This window comes from Pseudomonadota bacterium, assembly GCA_039033415.1.
GTDB lineage: Bacteria > Pseudomonadota > Gammaproteobacteria > Xanthomonadales > SZUA-38 > JANQOZ01.
In genome coordinates this window covers 52,313-71,658 of the sequence record JBCCCR010000027.1, presented here as the reverse complement: position 1 = coordinate 71,658, position 19,346 = coordinate 52,313, and the positions used below count along the sequence as shown (strand labels likewise).

Genomic DNA, 19,346 nt, shown 5'->3' with positions numbered 1-19,346 from the left:
GCGTTCGGCCCGAGTCTGCTAGAATTCGCCTCCCTCCCGACCATGCGACAGCCACCCGTGACCACCACTAGCCCACCGCCGGCAGATTCTCCAGCGACGACCGATGCCCCTGGGCTCACGGACGAAGCCGGCCTGGAGTCAGCGCCCGAGGCGGATACGGTGGACGCCAATCAGACGGGTGGCGCCGGGCCGGCGCAGGGAGAAATGCCGTTTGCGGTGGTCGGCGGCCAGCCTTACACCAGCCTGCCGACCGACCTCTACATCCCGCCGGACGCGCTGGAGGTCTTCCTCGAGGCTTTTGAAGGGCCGCTCGACCTGCTGCTGTACCTGATTAGGCGACAGAATCTCGACATCCTGGATATCCCGATTGCGGAGATCACCGAGCAGTACGTCGAGTACATCGAGCTGATGACGGAAATGAAGTTCGAGCTCGCGGCTGAGTATCTGCTGATGGCGGCCATTCTGGCTGAGATCAAATCGCGCATGCTGCTGCCGCGGCCACAAAGCGATGAAGAGGATGAGGGAAACGATCCGCGGGCTGAGCTGGTGCGCCGCCTGCAGGAATACGAGCGCTTCAAGAAGGCGGCCGAAGACCTGAACGAGCTGCCGCGGCTCGAGCGCGACTTCAGCATGGCAGTGGCATTTGTCGGCGAGCGTTCGGTCGTGACCGTGCCGCCGGATATCGAGCTCAAGGAGCTGCTGCTGGCGCTGAAGGAGGCGCTGGACCGGGCGGAGCTGTTTGCGCACCACGCCATCGCGCGCGAACCGCTGTCGGTGCGCGAACGAATGACTCGGATCGTGGACCGCCTCGAGGCGGACAAATATCTCCCGTTCGCCGAACTGTTTGACCCGGAAGAGGGACGAGGCGGTGTTGTGGTGACCTTTCTGGCGATCCTGGAGCTCATCAAACACACGCTGGTGGACATCGTGCAGAACGAGGCCATGGGCCCCATTTACGTGAAATCGGTATGAATCCTGACACGCTAAAACGAATTGTCGAAGCAGCCTTACTGGCGGCCGAGCAGCCCCTGAACTTGAACCAGCTCAGCGCCCTGTTCGAAGAAGACGAAGCGCCGGGTCACGCCGACCTCAGCCAGGCGCTGGAGGCGCTGTCCGCCGACTGCGAAGACCGAGGTATCGAGCTGTCGCGCGTCGCCAGCGGCTACCGGCTCCAGGTGAAGGCCGACGTTCAGCCCTGGGTCTCCCGCCTGTGGGCGGAAAAGCCGCCCCGTTACTCGCGGGCCCTGTTGGAAACGCTGGCGATCATCGCCTATCGCCAGCCGATGACCCGGGCCGAAATCGAACAGATCCGGGGTGTTAGCGTCAGCTCAAACATCATGCGCACGCTGCAGGAGCGGGAATGGGTGCGCATCGTCGGCCATCGGGACGTCCCGGGCCGGCCGGCGCTGTTCGGCACCACGAAGCGGTTTCTCGACTACTTTGACCTGGCCAGCCTGGATCAGCTGCCGAGCCTGGCGGAGCTGAAGGACCTCGGCGAACTCGAGCCGGAGCTCGCGCTGGAAATCGCTGAGCTGAGAGACGGCGCCGCACAGCCAACCGAGGAGAACGCTGCGGGCTCGGCTGAGGCGGACGATGCAGACATCGGCGAGGCCTCAGCTGCAGCCGAAGACGCCGAGGAACACAGCGAGCCGCGCGTGGCCCACAACGACGATCGCATGGATGACTCATCAGAGCCGGAATCCCTTGTGGAGGCCGCGGAAGACGAGTCACACGACGGCGACGAGCCGCCGGCCGATGACGATGACCACACCGCCTAACGCGCCCGAAGGCGCCGCCACCGGCCCGCGCATCCAGAAAGTGCTCGCCGGCGCCGGGCTCGGATCTCGGCGTCAGCTCGAGCAGGCGATCGCTAACGGTGAGGTGATGGTGGACGGGCTGGCGGCTAAACCCGGCGATCGGCTGGCCGCCGGCAACGCCGTGAGCTACGCCGGCCTGCACTACCGCGTTGTCCCGGAGGCCGAGAGCCAGGGGCGCGTTCTCATGTACAACAAGCCGGAAGGCGTAGTGAGCACCCGGCGCGACCCGGAAGGACGGCGCACCGTGTTCGACAAGCTTCCGGAAGCCCGCAAAGGCCGCTGGGTCAGCATCGGCCGGCTCGATATCAACACCACCGGGCTGCTCCTCATCACCACCGACGGGGAGCTCGCCAACGCGATGATGCACCCCTCCCACGGGGTTGATCGGGAATACGCCTGCCGGGTCCAGGGTGAGGTCACCGACGAAATGCTCACCCGGCTGAGGTCCGGCGTCATGCTCGACGACGGGGAGGCCCGCTTCAGCGACATTGTCGACAGCGGCGGCAGCGGGGAAAACCACTGGTATCACGTCGTGCTGATGGAGGGGCGCCAGCGGGAAGTTCGGCGGCTCTGGGAAGCGGTTGGCGTCCGGGTCAGCCGCCTTAAGCGGGTTCGCTACGGCGCGGTGCTGCTGCCGTCGAGGCTGAAGGTCGGGCGGGTTGAAGAGCTCTCGGCGGCCGACGTGCGGGTGCTGCGCGAAGACGTGGGCCTGAGCAGCCGCATGGCCGCCACGCTGACGCTGAAACGCCAGCAGCGGGCACCGAGGCCGTCTAAGCAGAAAAAAGTATCGAAGACCCGGCAACAGCGCCGACGGTGAATTGCGCCCAATGCGCGCCTAAGGCCGTGATCCCGGGTTGATCATCAGCTTGACCCAGCCGGTAAGCTCCACCACCACCGCCAGGCCAATCACCGCCACCGCGCCGTGGGCTGCGCCGATCAGGTAAAGCCCAACGGCCACCAACAGCAGCAGCAACCCCCGCCATCGACTTGATCCGCGTTTTTTGGCCATTCGTTTAGCTCTCAAAGTGGATTGCTTCACCGGTGATCAGCCTGTCGTGGCTGCCCAGGAGATAAAGATACGCGGGAACCAGCGCCTCTGGCGTGTGCAGTTCGGCAGGGTTTTCCCCGACGTAGGCGCGGCTTCGAAGATTGCTGGCGGTCGGCGGCGGCGAGACGGCGTTGACCTTGATGCCATACCCCTCAAGTTCACTGGCGGTCATCGCCGCCAGGGCGGCCAGCGCGGCTTTGCCGACGCCGTAGGCGCCCCAGTAGGCTCGAGAAACCCGGTGCAGGTCGTCCAGCGTAAAGACGATTCTGGGCTGATCGGACTCGCGCAGGAGCGGCAGGACCGCCTGGTTGATCCACTGCGCGGCTGAGAGATTCGCCGTGAGGGTTCGCTCCCAGGCCTCCGCGCCGGCCTGCTCCAGCGGCTTGAGGCCGGCAAAGTCCGCTGCAACGTGAGTGACCGCATCGAGCGCGCCGACCTCCGCTTTGATGGCGCCCGCCATCTGTTCGTAGTCCGCCAGCGTGGCGCCGGCGAGGTCCACCGGGTAGATGATCGGCTCCGGCCAGCCGTGGCCGGTGATCAGGTCGTAGAGCTTTTCCGCGGCCTTCACGTCGCGGGCCGCAATAATGAGCGTTGCGCCGCAGCCGGCAACACCCTGGGCCACCGCCTGGCCGATGCTGCCGGTGGCGCCGGTCAGCAGCACAACGCGCCCTGCCAGGTGGTCAGCGGCGGGTCGGAAGTTATCGCGCCAAAGCGTTACGGTGAGCAAAAGTGGAGCTCCTCGATTTGCAGGCGTTGATGTTAGCAACATCTGATCGGCACAACCGACCCGCGTGGCGCAAGGGAACTGTTGAGCGCTGCGGGGATCAGACGGTAACGCTGTCGCTGCATTGAAACGCAACGCGGATGCACCTAGATCCCCTGACAGCATGTTTTTCTACCATTTACCGGACTCAATGCTATGAACCGAAAGCTTTTTTCCTTTGTGCTGGCAACCGTGCTGATGCTCAGCGCGATGGGCAGCGCCACCGCCGGCGCCATCCCCCGGGACGTGTCCCTGGCACCGCTGGTGAAGGAGGTGTCTCCCGCCGTGGTCAATATTTCCACCCAGGGCACCGTGTCGATCCGACAGCATCCGATGGCCGACGATCCGATGTTCCGGCGCTTCTTCCCCGATCAGCCGACGGAACGCGAGACCGGCAGCCTGGGCTCCGGCGTGATTGTCGACGCTGACGAAGGCCTGATCCTCACCAACCACCACGTGGTGGAGAACGCCGATGAGATCACCGTCCAGCTCGTCGACGGGCGTGAATACGAAGCTGAGCTGGTCGGCTCAGACGGAGAGAGCGACGTGGCCGTGCTGAAGATAGACGGCGAGCGTTTGTCGGACCTCAATATCGGTGACTCCGAAGGCATGGAGGTCGGCGACTACGTGCTGGCGCTCGGCAACCCCTTTGGCCTGGGTCACACGGTGACGTCTGGCATTGTGAGCGCCAAGGGCCGGAACGGGCTCAACATCGAAGCCTACGAAGACTTTATTCAGACCGACGCAGCGATCAACCGCGGCAACTCGGGCGGCGCCCTGATCAATCTGCAGGGTGAGCTGATCGGGATCAACACGGCGATTCTGGGCCCCGGCGGCGGCAACGCCGGCATCGGCTTTGCGATTCCAAGCGCCATGGCGGCCGCCGTCATGGACCAGATTCTGGAGTTTGGTGAGGTCACGCGTGGCCTGCTGGGTATTACCGGCAGCCCGGTGAACTCGGTCATCGCCGAGTTTTATGAGCTGGAAGACGTGCGCGGCGCCGTCGTCACGGACGTCAGCGAAGACTCCGGCGCCGAAAAGGCCGGGGTGAAGGTGGACGACGTGATCCTGGCCGTCGACGGCGAGGAGATCGCCAACTTCCAGGATCTGCGCAACGTCATTGGCCTGCGCCGGCCCGGCGAAGCGGTGGAGCTGAGCATTGTCCGCAACGGCAAGGCGCGCAAGATCAACGCCATCCTGGGTTCCCGCGAGTCGATTCAGGTCGCCCGCGCTGAGCCGGAAAGCAACGACGCGCTGCGCGGCGTTCGCCTGACCGAGATCCCCTCGGATCACCCGCTGTCCGGTGAGGTCGAAGGCGTGATGGTTGAGCAGGTGGCGCGAGGCTCCTCCGCCCAGCGCCAGGGTCTGCAGCCGGGCGATATCATCACCGCAGTGAACAAAAAGGCCATCGATTCGATGTCCGACTTCAATCGGCTGCTCGGCTCAACCGACCGGTACCTACTCAAGGTGCAGCGGGGCGCCGGCATCTTCCTGGTGGTGCTGAGCTAAGCTCGGCGACGACAAGGTTTGTGGCCCCTTACGTAATGTTACATACTGGCCCCAGGGGGCAACACCGCGTAAGGGGTAATTAGAGAGATGAAGCAGAAACCCGCCAAGCAAGCACCGAAAGCGCCAGGCAGACGGCGATTCATCAGGAAAGCAGCTTATGCTGCGCCTGTGATCATGAGTCTGCCAGCAATTCCGGCCATGGCACAATCAGGCTCCGGAGGGCCGACAATCGATCCCTCGTGAGCTGACATCTCCGGCTGTTATGCGCAGCCACAAAAAAACTCCGGCGCTGCCGGAGTTTTTTTTGCCCGCAAGTAGCGGGAACGAAATCCGCTGAGTTCTTACCGGCAGCCGAGAAACGCCGTTGCGTCTTCCTGCACCCGTTCCTGGTAAATTCGCCCGCCACACCGATACTCGATGTCAGCAAACTTGCGCCGGCCCCGACGCGGGTCGCCGCAAAGATCATTGTTGACGTAAACCCGGCACTCGCTGCGGCCGTTGCACTGCTGCGCAAACGCATAGCCCGCATCGCAGAAGCTGCGGCCGGAGCCGTAGTCGGCCCGGAGAATCTCAATGCCCCGGCCGAACTGCTGGCGGCCGCTGAACGGCGCTCGGCTGCGGCCGCTACACGACAGCAGAGTCGCTTCGTCCTCGCGCAGATAAATCGTCTCGACGCCAAACCCGCAGGTGTAGCGCACCAGCAGGGTCTTGGGCGTGCCGCGGTCCGGGTCGCCGCACAGGCGGTTGGACGCAAAGATTTCACACTGGCCCCGACCCTCACACTGGCGCAGCGCGCGCCGGGCGTCACAGGAGCGCCGATCGCTGCCGTATACGGCGTCGACGATGGTCAGGCCCACCCGCGCACCGGCGCCCCGATGGTGATGATCGGCGATCGCAAACCCCGGCTGGATTAAAAATACAAGACAAAAGACGATTTTTTTCATGAGCTTATAAAAACTTCCTAATGTAAACATTTACCTCGCCGGCCGTCCTGGCCGGCGGTGGGTACAGCGCTACGCCTACCCCTTGCTGGCCCACAGTAGACCAAAAGCGGGCTGAACCGGGAATGAATCGCCTCAGAGCAGGGCCCGGATGTCCGATTCCATCGCCTCGGGCGCTGTCTTGGAAGCATAGCGGGTCACGCTCTCACCGTCCCGGCTGACCAGGAACTTGGTGAAGTTCCACTTGATGCTCTCGCTGCCCAGCACGCCGGGCGCGCGGCTCTTCAGCAGCTGGAAGATCGGGTCAGCGTTGTCCCCGTTCACGTCAATCTTGTCAAAGAGCGGGAAGCTCACGCCAAAATTTAGCTCACAGAACTCCGCGATTTCTTCATTGGTGCCCGGTTCCTGCGCGCCGAACTGGTTGCATGGGAATCCCAGCACCACCAGCCCCTCGTCAGCCAGGTCCTTGTGGAGCTTTTCCAGGCCTTTGTACTGTGGCGTAAAGCCACATTTGCTGGCCGTATTGACGATCAGCATGACCTTGCCTCGATAGTCGCCCAGCGGCTGGCTTGCCCCGCCCGGCAGGGTCGCGTTTAGATCAAAAATGGATGTCTCATTGTCGCTCATGGTTTTCCTCGCAGCGGCCGGGAGTGAACTGTGGAACGCCCTGGCTCTGGGCAACACAGCGGTTGCCGTAGGTTTTGCCGTCGCAGCCACAGACCGGCTCATATTGTTGGGTGCAAAGTCGAGTTGGATCAGCCTCGCGAAGTTCGCAGGCCGTTGTTTTGGGAACCTCCGCGCAGCTCCCCAGCAGCAGGCAACAAGCGCTCAGCACCAATAAGCCAAACCTGGCCAGCCGGTTGCTACCCGTTTGCCAGCCGCCGAACCACCGTCGCGCACGGAGCGGTGCGTTCATGTCCCCGTCCTCCGTCAGCCCACTCGACCGCCACAGTACACTATGGCATCCGTGAAGATCAGATCCACACGCGCGCCGTCCCACAGGGTGCCGGAGCTCACAGCCGAGGTGCCGCCGCTCGGCGGCTTCCAGAGCATCATGGCGCTCACGTCGCGGAGCGGCGACGCGAATCTGCCAGACTCGGCCACCCATCATCGTCCGACACGCGACGTTCGGCTGCTGAGCCTTCATCAGCTGGCCGAACTGCTGCCTGAGGTCGCACGCAATCCGGACGGCCAACCGATGGAAGTGGCTTTGCAAGCTACGCCGCTCGGCGCGCGAGAGTACGAAGCGAGGGTCTATCACGAGGGCAAGCTGCCATTGCGGCCAGGACACGTCCACGACCTGTTTAACCTCGCCATGTGGTGCCGCTGGCCGCGCAGCAAGGCTGCCCTCAACGCCCTGCAGGTTGAGCGGGGCTGGCTCGGCGAATCCAAACAACGAACGGCGGCGGGCAACGCCGCGACACTGCTGGATGAATGTGGCGTGGTGCTGGTGGGTGATGAGTCCCAGGTTACGTCGATGCTGAGGGCGCACCGCTGGCAGGAGCTGTTTGTGACCCACCGCGGCGGCTGGGGTCGCAGCCTGCACGCCCTGACCCTCGGCCACGGCCTGCTGGAACAGCTGTGCCAACCGTTCGATGGGCTGACCGCCAAGTGTGTGGTGTTGCCGCGATGCGAGGGACAGCCCTCGGCCGCTGAGACACTGTCACGTCTCGACGACCAGCTCGCCCGGTGGATTACAGCACTCGGCGATACCCGCCAGCTCCTGCCGCTCCCGGTCCTCGGCATCCCCGGCTGGCACCCGGCGAATGAGGACCCAAGCTACTATCAAAATACCCGCTATTTCAGACCTTTAGGGGGCAGCGCGCGAAGCACGGCCCGTGACTAATGATTGTTGAGGTCGACCGATTCAGCGAGCACAATAGGGCCATGAAAACGATAACTCGCCGCAACGCTCGCGGCTTCGCACCGACGCTGGCGCTGTCCCTGCTCAGCGCTGCGGGCCTGGCCGCCGCCCAGGACAACACGCCGGCCGCGGTTTCCGCGGACGACACCGCCGCCAGCAGCAGCCCGATGGAGAGCCCCCCGGCCAACCTGGACCGGGGACACATCTACGGCACGGTTCTGCTCGATGACGACAGCGAGGTCACGGGCACCATCCGCTGGGGTGAACAGGAAGCTAACTGGATCCACCACTTTAACGGCGACAAAGCTGAACCATTTGATCTCTCTCAGCTTCCCGACGACGACCGGGAGCGGATCGAAGACAGTCTGCCGGGCCCGCGATTTGAATTTAACGGCCACGTGATCGAGCTCGTTCGCTGGCTCGGCTCCTCCGACCTGCAGGCCCAGTCCTTCAGCGTGGAGTTTGGCCAGCTTAGCCAGGTTGAAGCGCTGGGCGGTGACCGCGTCCGGCTGACCCTGCGCGACGGCACAACGCTCGAGGCGAACGGTGGCTCCGACGACATCGGTGCCGACCTGGAGGTGCTCGGCGCCAGCGGCCAGGTGCAGCAGATCGACTGGCGGGACATCGAACAGGTGCGCTTTCATGCGCCGGAGGCCACCGCCCCCACCTTCTCGCCGTACCTTTACGGTCGAGTCGAAACCCGCAGCGGCGCGTTCGAGGGATTTGTCGACTGGGATCGCGATGAGCGGTACCCGGAAGACGAGCTGGACGGTGACGTCGACGGCCGCGAGCAGTCCGTGAAGTTTTCGACGATACGCACCATCACCAACCAGGGCGAGTCGAGCCTGGTGGAACTGGTGGACGGCGTTACTCAGAGCATGAGCGACACCAACGACGTGAACTCCGAAAACCGCGGGATTGTGGTGCACGCTGCGGGCCTCGGTAGAGTGCTGGTACCCTGGTCAGCGTTCGAAAAAGTCTCTTTTTTTAACGCCCCCGACAACCTGCCCCGGTACGCCGAGTTTGCCGACGCAGGCCCGATCAAAGCGCGGGTCAGCGGCACAGCGGGCACCGCCGAGGGCGAGCTGATGTTTGACCTCGACCAGGGCCACGAAGGTGAGATGCTCCGCGGAAAAGACGCCAGCGGCCTCCAGTTTGAGGTTCCCTGGCAGTACATCCAGCGCCTGACGCCTCAGGACAACAACACTGCCACCGTGACTCTGCGCAGCGGTCAGGTCCTGGAGCTTGGCAAAGATCCCGACGTGACCGGCAGCAATCTTGGCATTGCGGTTGTCCAGAAAGACCGTGTTCAGTACGTCCCCTGGGAAGGGGTGAACGGGATCGAGGTTCAGAACTGAACCCGCAAGCCTGAGACTCGCCTGTGCAGCTGCACCGCCCCGACCCGGACTTCCTCACCTCCGGCAGGGCCAAGGCAAACTTTGCGCTGGCGCTAAGGCTGACCCTGGCCGCCCTGGCGCTGCTCTGGGCGGTCCACATCGTCAACTTTTTGCTGGGTTACCCGCTGAATCGCTTCGGGATTGTGCCCCGCTCGGCCGACGGGTTTGCCGGGGTTTTTCTGGCGCCGCTGCTGCACGGCAGCTTTGGCCACCTCCTCCACAACACGGTGCCGCTGTTTGTCCTCGGCACCGGGATGCTCTACGTCTATCCCAACGCGTCGGTGCGAGTCCTGCCGATGGTGTATATCGGTGGCGGGCTGTTGGTCTGGCTAGTGGCGCGGAGCAGCATCCACATCGGCGCCAGCGGCGTGCTGTACGGCATGCTGACCTATGTTCTGCTGTCCGGCCTCTTGAAAAGAGACACCCGGGCGATCGCCCTCTCGATGCTGGTGTTTTTTCTTTACGGCGGTCTCGGTTCGGGCTTACTGCCAGGTGTCCCCGGCATCTCGTTCGAATCCCATTTGGCCGGCGCTGCGCTAGGGGTAGTTGGAGCGTGGCGCTTCCGACAGCTCGATATCCCGCCGCGCAAGGTGTACGACTGGGAAAACGAGGATGAGGACCAGGACTGAACCTAGGATTAAGTCTGGGTCCGCTGGGTCCCGCGGTAGTAGTAGTCCACCGCGCGGTTCTCCATCACGCTGTACAGGAATGATTCGCGCAGCTGCTCGTCACTGATCGCCTCAGCGGAGCTCTGGAGCTCGGCAAACGCTTTATCGATCAGCGCCTGAGATCGGTCATCCTGATGATGCTCGAGCACTTCAAAACAGGTTTGGTAAATACGAAAAGGCTGCTCGGTGCCGGTCCAGCCGCCGTCACCCAGCGCGTTCATCACCTCGTTCACTTTCTCCAGCGCAGCGTCGCTCCGACCCTGCTTGAAATCCAGTCTCGCTGACCCCGCCACCGTTTCCATCAGCAGATTGGTCTGCCCGAGCTTCTGACGGATCTGGATGGCGTTGCCGTAGGCGGCGGCAGCAGAATCGTAGTCCCCCAGCTCGGTAAACGCGTGACCGAGGCTGGTGAGAGTCTGCGCCAGCAGCGGCTGGTCGTTGAGAGCAGACAGCGTCTTGGCGGCCTTCAGCCCGTGCTGCTTGGCCTTCTCGTTATCGCCGGTGGAGTGTTCGAGCAGCACCAGCCGGGCATTGATCTCAGCCTGGTCGTAGGCCATGTACATCTCCCCGGCATCCTGGAGCGCCTGCTCGTAGCAGACCCGCGCCTTTTCGTGCGCACCCATATGGAGGCAGGCGTCTCCCAGCAACATCAGAGAACGCTGCTGGCCCTTGCGATCCTGGATCTGCTGGCGTAGCCCAAGACTCTTCTCGAACAGCGCTTTGCCCGCCGAGTAGTCACCGCGAGCCACGGCGATCCGGCCCTTGAGATCCAGCGCCAGCCCTTCCTGGCGCCGGTCGCCGATTTGAATCAGCAGGTCGTGCGCCGCATCGACGGCCTTGAACGATTCGTCAAGCCGGTCGAGCGCCAGGTAGGCGCTGGCCATGCGCCGCAAGATCGCCGCCTCGTCGCCGAGGTTGCCGGTTTCCTGTGCGAGCTTGAGCGCCTGCTCGCAGTACTCGAGGCAAAGCTGAAACTCGCCGCGCTTTTCCGCCAGCCGGGCAAGCTGTGTGGTTGTATCGGCCATGAGATCCGGGTCACCGGCGGCTACCGCCAGGTCGTTTGCCCGCTCCATTTCCTCCCTTGCCTGATGATGATGTCCTGCTACCTGCAGCGACGCCCCGAGCCAGCGTCGGGCCCGGCATTCGATCAGCGGCTCCTGATCCGCCTGGGCCAGCTCGATCGCTGAAATCGCCAATTGCTGGGCGGATTTCGGTCGGCCATAAGTAAACTGGTACACCGATTGTAAGATGGCAACCAGAGCTTTGACACCGTTTTCGCCGATTTCCCCGGCGATCTGCTGCATCTGGCGCAGCACATCCTTGCGGGCCGATCGTCGCGCCATCAATCGGTATGTGTTCTCACACTCCTTCAGCACCCGCAGCCGCGAGCGCAGATCGGACGCCGGAATCAGCTCCAGCGCGCGCTGAAAATGCCGCTCGGCTTCCTCGTTTTGATAGAGCAGCGCCGCGTAGTTTCCCGCCAGCACCGCATAGGGGAGCTCCAGCTTTTCCTCGCCGGCGGCGCGGTAGTGATCGGCGAGCTCGCCGTAGTGTGGCGCCAGGGCCGAGGCGCCAGGATCGAGTTGATCGATGGTGTGTTCGCGCCAGCTTAAATCCTCTTGACCGGCATATTTCTGCTCGATCCATTGAGCCACCGCAACATGCAGCTGGCGGCGCTGCGAAAACAGCAGCGACTCGTAAGCCACCTCCTGGGTGATCTGGTGCTGGAAACGGTACTGCAGGTCGGGCTCTTCACCCTCCAGCTCGATCAGCTCCATATCGTGGAACGTATCCAGATCCTGCTGCACTTTCTTGTCGTCAAACTCATACTCGTCCGCCAGCACGTCAGCCAGGGCGCGGCGAACAAAGCGACGGCCGAACACGGACGCCACCTTGAGCGTGACCTGCTGGTTGGCGGTCAGGCGGTCGATCCGCGATAGGATCAGCCCGCGGACCGACCCCGGCAGCGTTTCCGTTTCGCTGGAAAACTCGCCCCTGACCCGGCAGAGATTCTGGTTGGTCTTGTCGTCTTTCCAGACTTCGACCATCCCCTGATCCTGCATGGCCCGAAGCAGTTCCTCGGCCACAAACGGGGTGCCTTCGGAGCGTTCGTGAATAAACAGCCCCAGCCGCTGCGGAACCCGATCTGGCAGAACGCCGAGCCGGTCCGCCACCATGAGGTTCGATTCGCTGCGGCTCAGCGGCTGCAGCTGCGCCACGGCGCAGCAGTCCATGCGCTCCATCTCCTCGACAACGCTGACGCCCTCGCGGCGCGTGGGTTGCGTGGCCAGCACCAGCAGCAGCGGGTGGCTGCCGCTGTCGACCGCGCGGCACAGGTCGCGCACCAGCATCCAGGAGGTCTCGTCGAGCCACTGGGCGTCGTCGATAGCCACCACAAGCGGCCGGGTGTTGGTCCACGCCAGCACCAGCGTTTTGAGCAGGTGCATCAGGTTATGCTCATGCTGCTGCTGATCGACCACCAGCTCCTGGGTTCCGCGGACCGCGCTCAGGCCCATCCATTCGGTCAGCAGGCTGACCTGATCGACGCAGCCGGGCGCCAGATCAGCCAGCGTCTCGCGTACGTGGTCAGCGCGCTGGTCCAGCTCCAGGCGCCCCAGCTCGAAGAAATCTTCCATGACACCCTGCCAGGCGCGCAGGTGGACCTGGGCTTCGGTGCTGCGCGCCAGGCCATTCAGGCAGGTGATGCCCTTGATCTTCGCCTGCACCTTCACCTCTTTGAGCAGGCGGGACTTTCCCATTCCCACCCCGCCCTCGATCAGCAGCAGCGCTCCACGGCCCCGTTCGAGCGTAGCGATGGTGTCATCGACCAGCCCGATCTCCCGACCGCGCCCGGCCATCATCGCCGGCGGGCGGAAGGAGCCACTCACAATCTTTGAGGTCAGGCTCGCGTCATCCGGGCGGAAGACCTTTACCGGCTCTGCCTTGCCTTTGACCCGAATCGGGTCGAGGCGCTCGAGACGAACCCGGTTATTGGCGCCCTGCGCGGTGGTCTCGTCACACAGGATCGCGCCCGGTCCGGCCGCTTTCATCAGCCGGGCGCTGAGGTTGACGGTATCTCCCATCACCGTGTACTCGTAGCGCATCTCGCTGCCTACGGGCCCGGCAAAAACCTGACCGGTCGTGATGCCGATCGCGAGCGGCTGCTGGCGCCTGCGCGACAGCGCCTGGATCTCGAGCGCCGCCTTCAGCCCGCGCACGGTGTCGTCCTCATGGGCCAGCGGCGGTGCGCCGAAGAGCGCCATAATCAGGGCGCCTTTGTCGTCCACGGCCACCTTGTTCAGGCTGCCTTCAAATCGGTACAGCGCACCCTGGACGTCGCGAACCAGCTCATGAAACTGGCTGATCGCGCGCGCCCCGGTGAACTCGTAGTCCTTGAGCCCGATGAACAGCACCGTCATGTCGCGCAGGACGCCAAGCCAGCTGCGCGCGCCGGTTTCCAAGAAACCCAGCACCGCCCCGGGGACAAAGCGGCGCAGCGTCTGTTCTACGGAATCCAAAGCGGAAAGGTTCGGCTGCATGACGGTCTCGACCCGGCGCGGCGGCAGCTGCCACGGATGGATCACCTCGCTGGCCTCGGGACTGAGCGCCACCTCGCCCGGACGGCATTCGCCCTCGGCGGCTGTCGCCTGGCGAATCGGGTCGCCGGCGATGATGTATTCCCAGCGGCCGAGCAGGCCGCCGACCTCCATCGCCACGATGTCGCCGGCGCCGATGCCGATCTTCATTTCCAGCTGGACCTCGCCGGCGGTGGTTTCCAGTGCGCCCATGTCCGCCAAGAGCTGCTGCATGCCCTCCGCCGCCTGCTGCGCACGACGGACGGCCTCAGCCAACGGTCGGGCGTCAGCCGGAAACACGACCATCAGCGCGTCCCCGGAGAATTTCACCACTTCGCCAGACTCCGATTCGATCGCGGCGATGATGGGATTAAAGTAGGCGTTGAGCAGCCGGGTGAGCTCCTCGGGACCCTCCTTGCCGGCGGCAGCGAGCTGATCGGTCAGCGGGGTAAAACCGGAGATATCGGCGAACAGGGCGGCGCCGTGGATGGTGTCGCTGTCCAGCCGCTGCTCCCATTCGGGATCAGCGATGAGCTTGCGCGCCAGATGCGGCGGCACAAACGGCAGCAGCTTTAGGAGCATCTCCCCCAAGATCGACCTCTATCGTTTCCTGACGCGCCGCCGCGACCCTGGGGTCAGCGGCAGCGCTCTCCAGCCGCGCGGCAAGCGTAACTTCCGACGCTCGGCGCCCGGCACGTCAACACTCCGGCACCCTGCACGGCGCCCGGGATTCAAACACAGCACCTTTTCCAAAGACACAACCTGGACAAAAAGCGCTGGAAACCACCGCAAGTGCTTATTTCTACAGGTGGTCAGTGTAACCCAGGATAGGCGCTTGAGCGCGCTAAACGGTGGGTTTCGGTCTTTCAAGTGCGATACCATCACGCCCTTTGCTGAACGTCAGGAACTGCTACACCTCATGGCCCTTGTCCTTTACAACACGCTGTCGCGCGAGAAACGCCTCTTTGAACCCGTGGATCCAGCCCGAGTGACGATGTACGTCTGTGGGCCCACGGTTTACAACTATGCGCATATCGGCAACGCCCGACCGGTGGTCGTGTTTGACGTGCTCTATCGCCTCCTTAGACAGCGCTATCCAAAGGTCATCTACGCGCGCAACTTCACGGACGTCGACGACAAGATCATGGACGCCGCCGAGGCGCAAAATCTCTCAATCGATGTGATCACCGAAAAGTACGAGCGCGTGTATACCGAGGATATGGCGGCGCTCGGCGCCCTGGAGCCGGATCTGACGCCGCGAGCCACAGAAAACATCGACGCCATCATCGATATGGTGAGCACGTTGATCGAAAACGGCCATGCTTATGAGGCCGAAGGACACGTACTGTTTTCTGTGGCGACCGATCCCAACTACGGCCGCCTGTCCAAGCGCTCGGTGAAGGAGCTGCTGGCGGGCGCGCGGGTGGACGTAGCGCCCTATAAACAATCGCCGGCAGACTTTGTGTTGTGGAAGCCCTCGACGGGCAATCAGCCGGGCTGGGACAGCCCCTGGGGCCGCGGGCGACCCGGCTGGCATATCGAGTGCTCAGCCATGATTCGGGCTCACCTCGGCACCACCATCGATATTCATGGCGGCGGAGTGGACCTGGTGTTTCCCCACCACGAAAACGAAATGGCTCAGAGCTGCTGCGCCAACGGCGCCCCCTTCGTGGGCTGCTGGATGCACAACGGCTTTCTGACGCTGCACCGAGAAAAAATGGCAAAGTCCGAGGGCAACGTGCTAACCGTGCACCAACTGCTCGACGACTACCCGGGTGAGCTACTGCGCCTGACCCTGCTGTCGGCCCATTATCGTCAGCCGCTCGACTGGTCGGAGCAGGTGCTCACCCAGCAGCGCGATCGGCTCGACAAGATGTATCGCGTGCTCAAGACGCTCGAGCATCTTCCAGCGACGCCCGGCGACCCAGATCCCGAGGTGCTAGCTGCACTCGAGGATGATCTCAATACGCCCCGGGCATTGGCGGCGTTGAATCAGCTGGTCAGCCAGGTGGCCGGCCTTGAATCGGATAGCGATCGGGCGCAGTTAAAGGGGGTAATCCTGGCCAGCGGCGCGCTGCTGGGACTACTCGGCGCAAGTCCCGATACTTGGCTCAAACAAGGAGCCGTCAGCCTCGACGCGGATCGGATCGAGGCGCTGCTCACGCAACGCCAGCAGGCACGCGCCGAGCGGGATTTCGCGCGGGCTGACGCTATCCGCGACGAGCTGAAGGCGGCGGGCATTGTAATCGAGGACGGCGCCGAAGGAACGACATGGAGAGCAGAACGGTGACACCTATCAGCGACATCCAGGAGGAAATCGTCGAGGAATTCAGCTTCTTCGACGACTGGATGGATCGTTATCAGTACATTATCGATCTCGGGCGAAAGCTCCCCGACTTTCCCGAAGATCAGCGCGTTGATGAAAACCGGCTCTATGGCTGTCAGTCACAGGTCTGGCTGACCGCTCACGGGGATGCCGGCGAGCTGACGTTTCGCGCGGTGAGTGACTCGGCCATCGTCTGCGGCCTGATTGCGCTGGTTCTTCGGGTTTACTCGGGCCAGCCGGCATCGGAGATCCTGGCGCACCAGCCGCAGTTCGTGGAAGACATCGGGCTCAAGTCACACCTCTCACCTACCCGCAGCAACGGCTTGGCCTCGATGCTGGCTACGATCCGCCAGCACGCAAGTTCGTCGCTGGCGGCGGCGGCAAGCTAAGCGGCGCGGTCGCGCCTGCATCTCGTCAAACGGCGTTGGGTGGGCAGCCGTAGCGGTTTGCCCGATGACCGGATCTCAGACCCCGAGAAGGGCTCCGGTGCAGGTTATTTGGAGAGCTGGCGCTGCCGCAGCTCCCAGCGCTCTTGAGCATCCAGACTCAGCGTGGCTATCGGGCGCGCCTCAAGCCGCTGGATGCCAATTTCTTCGTCGGTCTCTTCGCAGTAGCCATAGCTTCCGTCATCGATCCGACGCAGCGCCTGCTCGATCTTGCTGATCAGCTTGCGATAGCGATCGCGCGTGCGCAGCTCCAGACTGTTTTCGGTCTCGCGCGTCGCACGCTCCGCCTCGTCACCCACATCTCGAACCTCCGACCGCAGGTGATCGATCGTCTGCTGAGACTCGTCGATGAGCTCCTGACGCCAAACCAGCAGCTTTTGGCGAAAATACTCCTGCTGCCGGTCGGACATGTACTCTTCTTTGGCAGTGGGTTTGTAGTTCTTGGGAAGCTTCACCTTGGGGTTATACCCCTCGGGCAGTCCATTTGGCTTAGCACTCATGAATACTCGTATAACCCGTTGAAATTCAAAGAATGAAGTCGCGATAAGGCGATGGCAAAACACCCTTGTTTTGCGTTGCCTTGAGCGATCAGGGGCGATGTTATATCGTAAGTCGGATGCTTCAGCAACTCCCTAGTCGCCTGCTCGGCGGCCACCGCCGGTGAGCGAATTCGACGCGGCACCTCCCCAGGACCCCCAGCCAGGCCAAACGCTACCGCAGTCACCGACAAATGTGGTGCAGACGATGCTGCTCCGGCTGCTGGCAGGTTACCGACGCTTTATCAGTCCGCTGCTCGGGCCGCGGTGCCGATTTCATCCGAGCTGTTCGCAGTACGCCAGCGAGGCGATCGCCCTCTATGGCGTCCGTCGGGGCGTGCTGCTGGGCGCCCGCCGCCTGCTGCGATGCCATCCGCTGAGCCGCGGCGGTCTGGACCCGGTTCCGACCCCGCATCACTGCTGTGACGCACCCGCTGATCGAGACAATCATGAATGACCTGCTGATCCGCAACGCCCTGTTGGTCAACGAAGGCCGGCGCTGGGAGTCCGACATATTGATCAACAAAGGCCGTATCGAGAAGCTGGCAGCGGGTATTGACGCTGCGGCCCGCAAGGAAATTGATGCCGGCGGCAAGCTGGTACTGCCCGGCATGATCGATGACCAGGTGCATTTTCGCGAGCCGGGGTTGACGCATAAGGGCGACATAGAAAGCGAATCACGGGCGGCGGTGGCCGGCGGCATCACCAGCTTTATGGAGATGCCCAATACAAATCCGACCACGACCTCCGCCGGGCGACTGGCGGAGAAGTATGCGCTGGGGAATCAGAAAGCCTGGGCGAACTACGCCTTCTATATGGGCGCAACCAACGACAACATTGAGGAGATCAAGCGCCTGAAGCTCGGGCAGGCGGCCGGCGTCAAAGTCTTTATGGGCGCCTCCACGGGCAATATGCTGGTGGACAACCCGGCGACGCTTGAAGACATCTTTCGTCACGCACCGGGTATTGTCACCACCCACTGCGAGGATTCCCCCATGATCGCCGCCAACCACGCCGCGGCGCAGGAAAAGTATGGTGACGACATTCCCGTCACCGCGCACCCGGAAATACGCAGCGAAGAGGCCTGCTGGAAAAGCTCGTCTTTTGCCGTTGGGCTCGCCAAAGAACACGGTACGCGGCTGCACGTGCTTCACCTGACCACGGCACGGGAGCTTGAGCTGTTTGCGCCAGGCCCCGTGGAGGACAAGCAGATCACGGTCGAAGCCTGCGTCCATCACCTGTTTTTTGATCAGACCAGCTACCCCGACAAGGGAAACTTCATCAAGTGCAACCCGGCAATCAAACGCCCAGAGGATCGGCAGGCGCTGCTGAAGGCGGTGGCTGAAGGGCGTATCGACGCCATCGCGACGGATCACGCGCCTCATACGCTGGCGGAGAAAGAGGTGCCCTACCCGCGCGCCGCCGCCGGCCTGCCGCTGGTCCAGGACGTCATGTGCGCGCTGCTTGAACTGGTTCGGCGCGGCGAGCTGCCGCTGGAGATGGCGGTCGACCGCACCAGCCACAACATCGCTCGGCGCTACAACATTATTGACCGCGGCTTTATCCGCGAGGGTTATTGGGCGGATCTCGTCATCATGGACACACAAAACCGCCGCACCGTCAGCCGCGATCAGGTGCTGTCACGCTGTGGCTGGTCACCTTTCGAGGGAATGACGCTCGGGGCGACGGTCGACACCACCGTGATCAATGGCTACGTCGCCTACGAACAAGGCCAGCTCACCGAGCAGCGAGACGTTCAGCCCATCCAGTTCAGCGAACGCTAAACTCTCCAGCCGCCTGGCCCCGGGCCAGACGGCCCAGATGGCCGTTGAGATCGAGGAACGTTTTCAGCGCGACCAGCACCAGCAGAGCCCATACCGGGGATCCCAGCGCGGTGACCAGGAACCCACCCACCAGAATGGTCACGTGCAGGATGATGACGCGTCGATAGACCTCCTGCAACACCGAAGAGAGCGTTGCGGCTTTGAAGCGTTTGCTGCCCAGATCGTTCAGCGCAAACGACACCAGGTGACTGACGCCAATGGCCAGGGCCGCTAGCACCAGGCCCTGATCCTGCACAAAGGTCCACAGCGATTGCGGCGCCAGGTCCAAGGTTGAGCCATCGCCAAAGAAATGGGTCACCGCAAAGCCGTGGCCAAGCGCAAAGCCGCCATAGTGCACCGAGAAAAAACCCATATTAGGGAGCTTCTTCGCCAGCGGCGCTGAGACCCAGCCCATGCGGATCAGGTTCACCAGGCCCACCATGACGTTTTCCAGCCAGAACAACACCAGGACGGTCAGCACCTCCCAGTCCAACAGCAGCACTCCCAAAACGGGGATCAGATTGACCACCACCAGCAGCCACGCGCTGGCAGGCCAGGCGCGCACCGGGGTTACGCGAAGCCGGCTAGCCGACACCGATGTCCCGGCGGAATGGTCGGTCGTGCGGTCTCAGC

Annotated in this window: 19 protein-coding genes; 11 read left to right on the top strand and 8 right to left on the bottom strand. The window is 63.2% G+C overall.

What is annotated here, in order from left to right; translation table 11 throughout:
* The first annotated feature begins 159 nt into the window (after nucleotides 1–159).
* The 3 genes from AAF358_20145 to AAF358_20135 are packed head-to-tail and all read left to right on the top strand — an operon-like array spanning nucleotide 160 to nucleotide 2,634.
* On the top strand, nucleotides 160–972 hold the full coding sequence (locus tag AAF358_20145; protein MEM7707875.1) for a ScpA family protein: 813 nt from the start codon (nucleotides 160–162) through the stop codon (nucleotides 970–972).
* Nucleotides 969–1,778, top strand: coding sequence for an SMC-Scp complex subunit ScpB (scpB, locus tag AAF358_20140; protein ID MEM7707874.1), 810 nt, complete (start codon nucleotides 969–971; stop codon nucleotides 1,776–1,778). Before AAF358_20145 ends, scpB begins: the two co-directional genes overlap by 4 nt.
* Nucleotides 1,762–2,634 (top strand): pseudouridine synthase, encoded by an 873-nt coding sequence (locus tag AAF358_20135; protein MEM7707873.1) that lies wholly within the window; start codon nucleotides 1,762–1,764, stop codon nucleotides 2,632–2,634. Before scpB ends, AAF358_20135 begins: the two co-directional genes overlap by 17 nt.
* An 18-nt stretch (nucleotides 2,635–2,652) precedes the next feature.
* Here AAF358_20135 and AAF358_20130 read toward each other — a convergent pair whose 3' ends face one another.
* Both AAF358_20130 and AAF358_20125 read right to left on the bottom strand, forming a co-directional pair.
* Nucleotides 2,653–2,826 (bottom strand): hypothetical protein, encoded by a 174-nt coding sequence (locus AAF358_20130; protein MEM7707872.1) that lies wholly within the window; start codon nucleotides 2,824–2,826, stop codon nucleotides 2,653–2,655.
* Between the two features lie 4 nt (nucleotides 2,827–2,830).
* Nucleotides 2,831–3,592: an SDR family NAD(P)-dependent oxidoreductase gene (locus tag AAF358_20125; GenBank protein ID MEM7707871.1), complete on the bottom strand. Its 762-nt coding sequence runs from the start codon at nucleotides 3,590–3,592 to the stop codon at nucleotides 2,831–2,833.
* Between the two features lie 192 nt (nucleotides 3,593–3,784).
* Between AAF358_20125 and AAF358_20120 the strand changes: the two genes are divergently transcribed.
* The gene (locus tag AAF358_20120; GenBank protein MEM7707870.1) at nucleotides 3,785–5,137 is read left to right on the top strand and encodes a Do family serine endopeptidase; all 1,353 of its coding nucleotides are present in this window, start codon (nucleotides 3,785–3,787) and stop codon (nucleotides 5,135–5,137) included.
* A 341-nt stretch (nucleotides 5,138–5,478) separates the two neighbouring features.
* On the opposite strand, the gene AAF358_20115 is transcribed toward AAF358_20120, so the two are convergent.
* From AAF358_20115 to AAF358_20105, 3 genes are all read right to left on the bottom strand, one after another.
* Nucleotides 5,479–6,081, bottom strand: coding sequence for a hypothetical protein (locus AAF358_20115; protein ID MEM7707869.1), 603 nt, complete (start codon nucleotides 6,079–6,081; stop codon nucleotides 5,479–5,481).
* A 132-nt stretch (nucleotides 6,082–6,213) separates the two neighbouring features.
* Nucleotides 6,214–6,705: a glutathione peroxidase gene (locus AAF358_20110; protein ID MEM7707868.1), complete on the bottom strand. Its 492-nt coding sequence runs from the start codon at nucleotides 6,703–6,705 to the stop codon at nucleotides 6,214–6,216.
* A complete protein-coding gene (locus AAF358_20105) occupies nucleotides 6,692–6,994 on the bottom strand; it encodes a Kazal-type serine protease inhibitor domain-containing protein (GenBank protein MEM7707867.1) in 303 nt (100 codons plus the stop codon). Before AAF358_20105 ends, AAF358_20110 begins: the two co-directional genes overlap by 14 nt.
* 87 nt (nucleotides 6,995–7,081) lie before the next feature.
* Between AAF358_20105 and AAF358_20100 the strand changes: the two genes are divergently transcribed.
* From AAF358_20100 to AAF358_20090, 3 genes are read left to right on the top strand one after another with little or no spacing between them, the layout of a single operon-like run.
* Nucleotides 7,082–7,924 (top strand): DUF3025 domain-containing protein, encoded by an 843-nt coding sequence (locus AAF358_20100; GenBank protein ID MEM7707866.1) that lies wholly within the window; start codon nucleotides 7,082–7,084, stop codon nucleotides 7,922–7,924.
* A gap of 41 nt (nucleotides 7,925–7,965) precedes the next feature.
* Complete coding sequence (locus tag AAF358_20095) at nucleotides 7,966–9,300, top strand: hypothetical protein (protein ID MEM7707865.1); 1,335 nt, start codon at nucleotides 7,966–7,968, stop codon at nucleotides 9,298–9,300.
* A gap of 23 nt (nucleotides 9,301–9,323) precedes the next feature.
* On the top strand, nucleotides 9,324–9,968 hold the full coding sequence (locus AAF358_20090; GenBank protein MEM7707864.1) for a rhomboid family intramembrane serine protease: 645 nt from the start codon (nucleotides 9,324–9,326) through the stop codon (nucleotides 9,966–9,968).
* An 8-nt stretch (nucleotides 9,969–9,976) separates the two neighbouring features.
* Here the strand turns inward: AAF358_20090 and AAF358_20085 are convergent, their stop codons facing one another.
* Entirely contained in the window at nucleotides 9,977–14,164 is a 4,188-nt protein-coding gene (locus AAF358_20085) for an adenylate/guanylate cyclase domain-containing protein (GenBank protein MEM7707863.1), read from the bottom strand.
* Between the two features lie 337 nt (nucleotides 14,165–14,501).
* On the opposite strand from AAF358_20085, the gene cysS reads away from it, so the two are divergent.
* The gene (cysS, locus tag AAF358_20080) at nucleotides 14,502–15,872 is read left to right on the top strand and encodes a cysteine--tRNA ligase (protein MEM7707862.1); all 1,371 of its coding nucleotides are present in this window, start codon (nucleotides 14,502–14,504) and stop codon (nucleotides 15,870–15,872) included.
* Nucleotides 15,854–16,297, top strand: coding sequence for a SufE family protein (locus AAF358_20075; GenBank protein MEM7707861.1), 444 nt, complete (start codon nucleotides 15,854–15,856; stop codon nucleotides 16,295–16,297). The genes cysS and AAF358_20075 overlap by 19 nt, the downstream gene beginning before the upstream one ends.
* Before the next feature lie 104 nt (nucleotides 16,298–16,401).
* Here the strand turns inward: AAF358_20075 and dksA are convergent, their stop codons facing one another.
* On the bottom strand, nucleotides 16,402–16,854 hold the full coding sequence (gene dksA, locus AAF358_20070) for an RNA polymerase-binding protein DksA (protein MEM7707860.1): 453 nt from the start codon (nucleotides 16,852–16,854) through the stop codon (nucleotides 16,402–16,404).
* A gap of 244 nt (nucleotides 16,855–17,098) precedes the next feature.
* Here dksA and yidD point away from each other — a divergent pair, with 244 nt between their 5' ends.
* Together yidD and AAF358_20060 are read left to right on the top strand one after the other, a co-directional pair.
* Entirely contained in the window at nucleotides 17,099–17,347 is a 249-nt protein-coding gene (gene yidD / locus AAF358_20065; GenBank protein MEM7707859.1) for a membrane protein insertion efficiency factor YidD, read from the top strand.
* Nucleotides 17,340–18,674: a dihydroorotase gene (locus AAF358_20060; protein ID MEM7707858.1), complete on the top strand. Its 1,335-nt coding sequence runs from the start codon at nucleotides 17,340–17,342 to the stop codon at nucleotides 18,672–18,674. The genes yidD and AAF358_20060 overlap by 8 nt, the downstream gene beginning before the upstream one ends.
* Here the strand turns inward: AAF358_20060 and AAF358_20055 are convergent.
* Entirely contained in the window at nucleotides 18,661–19,308 is a 648-nt protein-coding gene (locus AAF358_20055; GenBank protein MEM7707857.1) for a DUF6498-containing protein, read from the bottom strand. The two genes, AAF358_20060 and AAF358_20055, sit on opposite strands and share 14 nt — an antisense overlap.
* Nucleotides 19,309–19,346 lie beyond the last annotated feature (38 nt).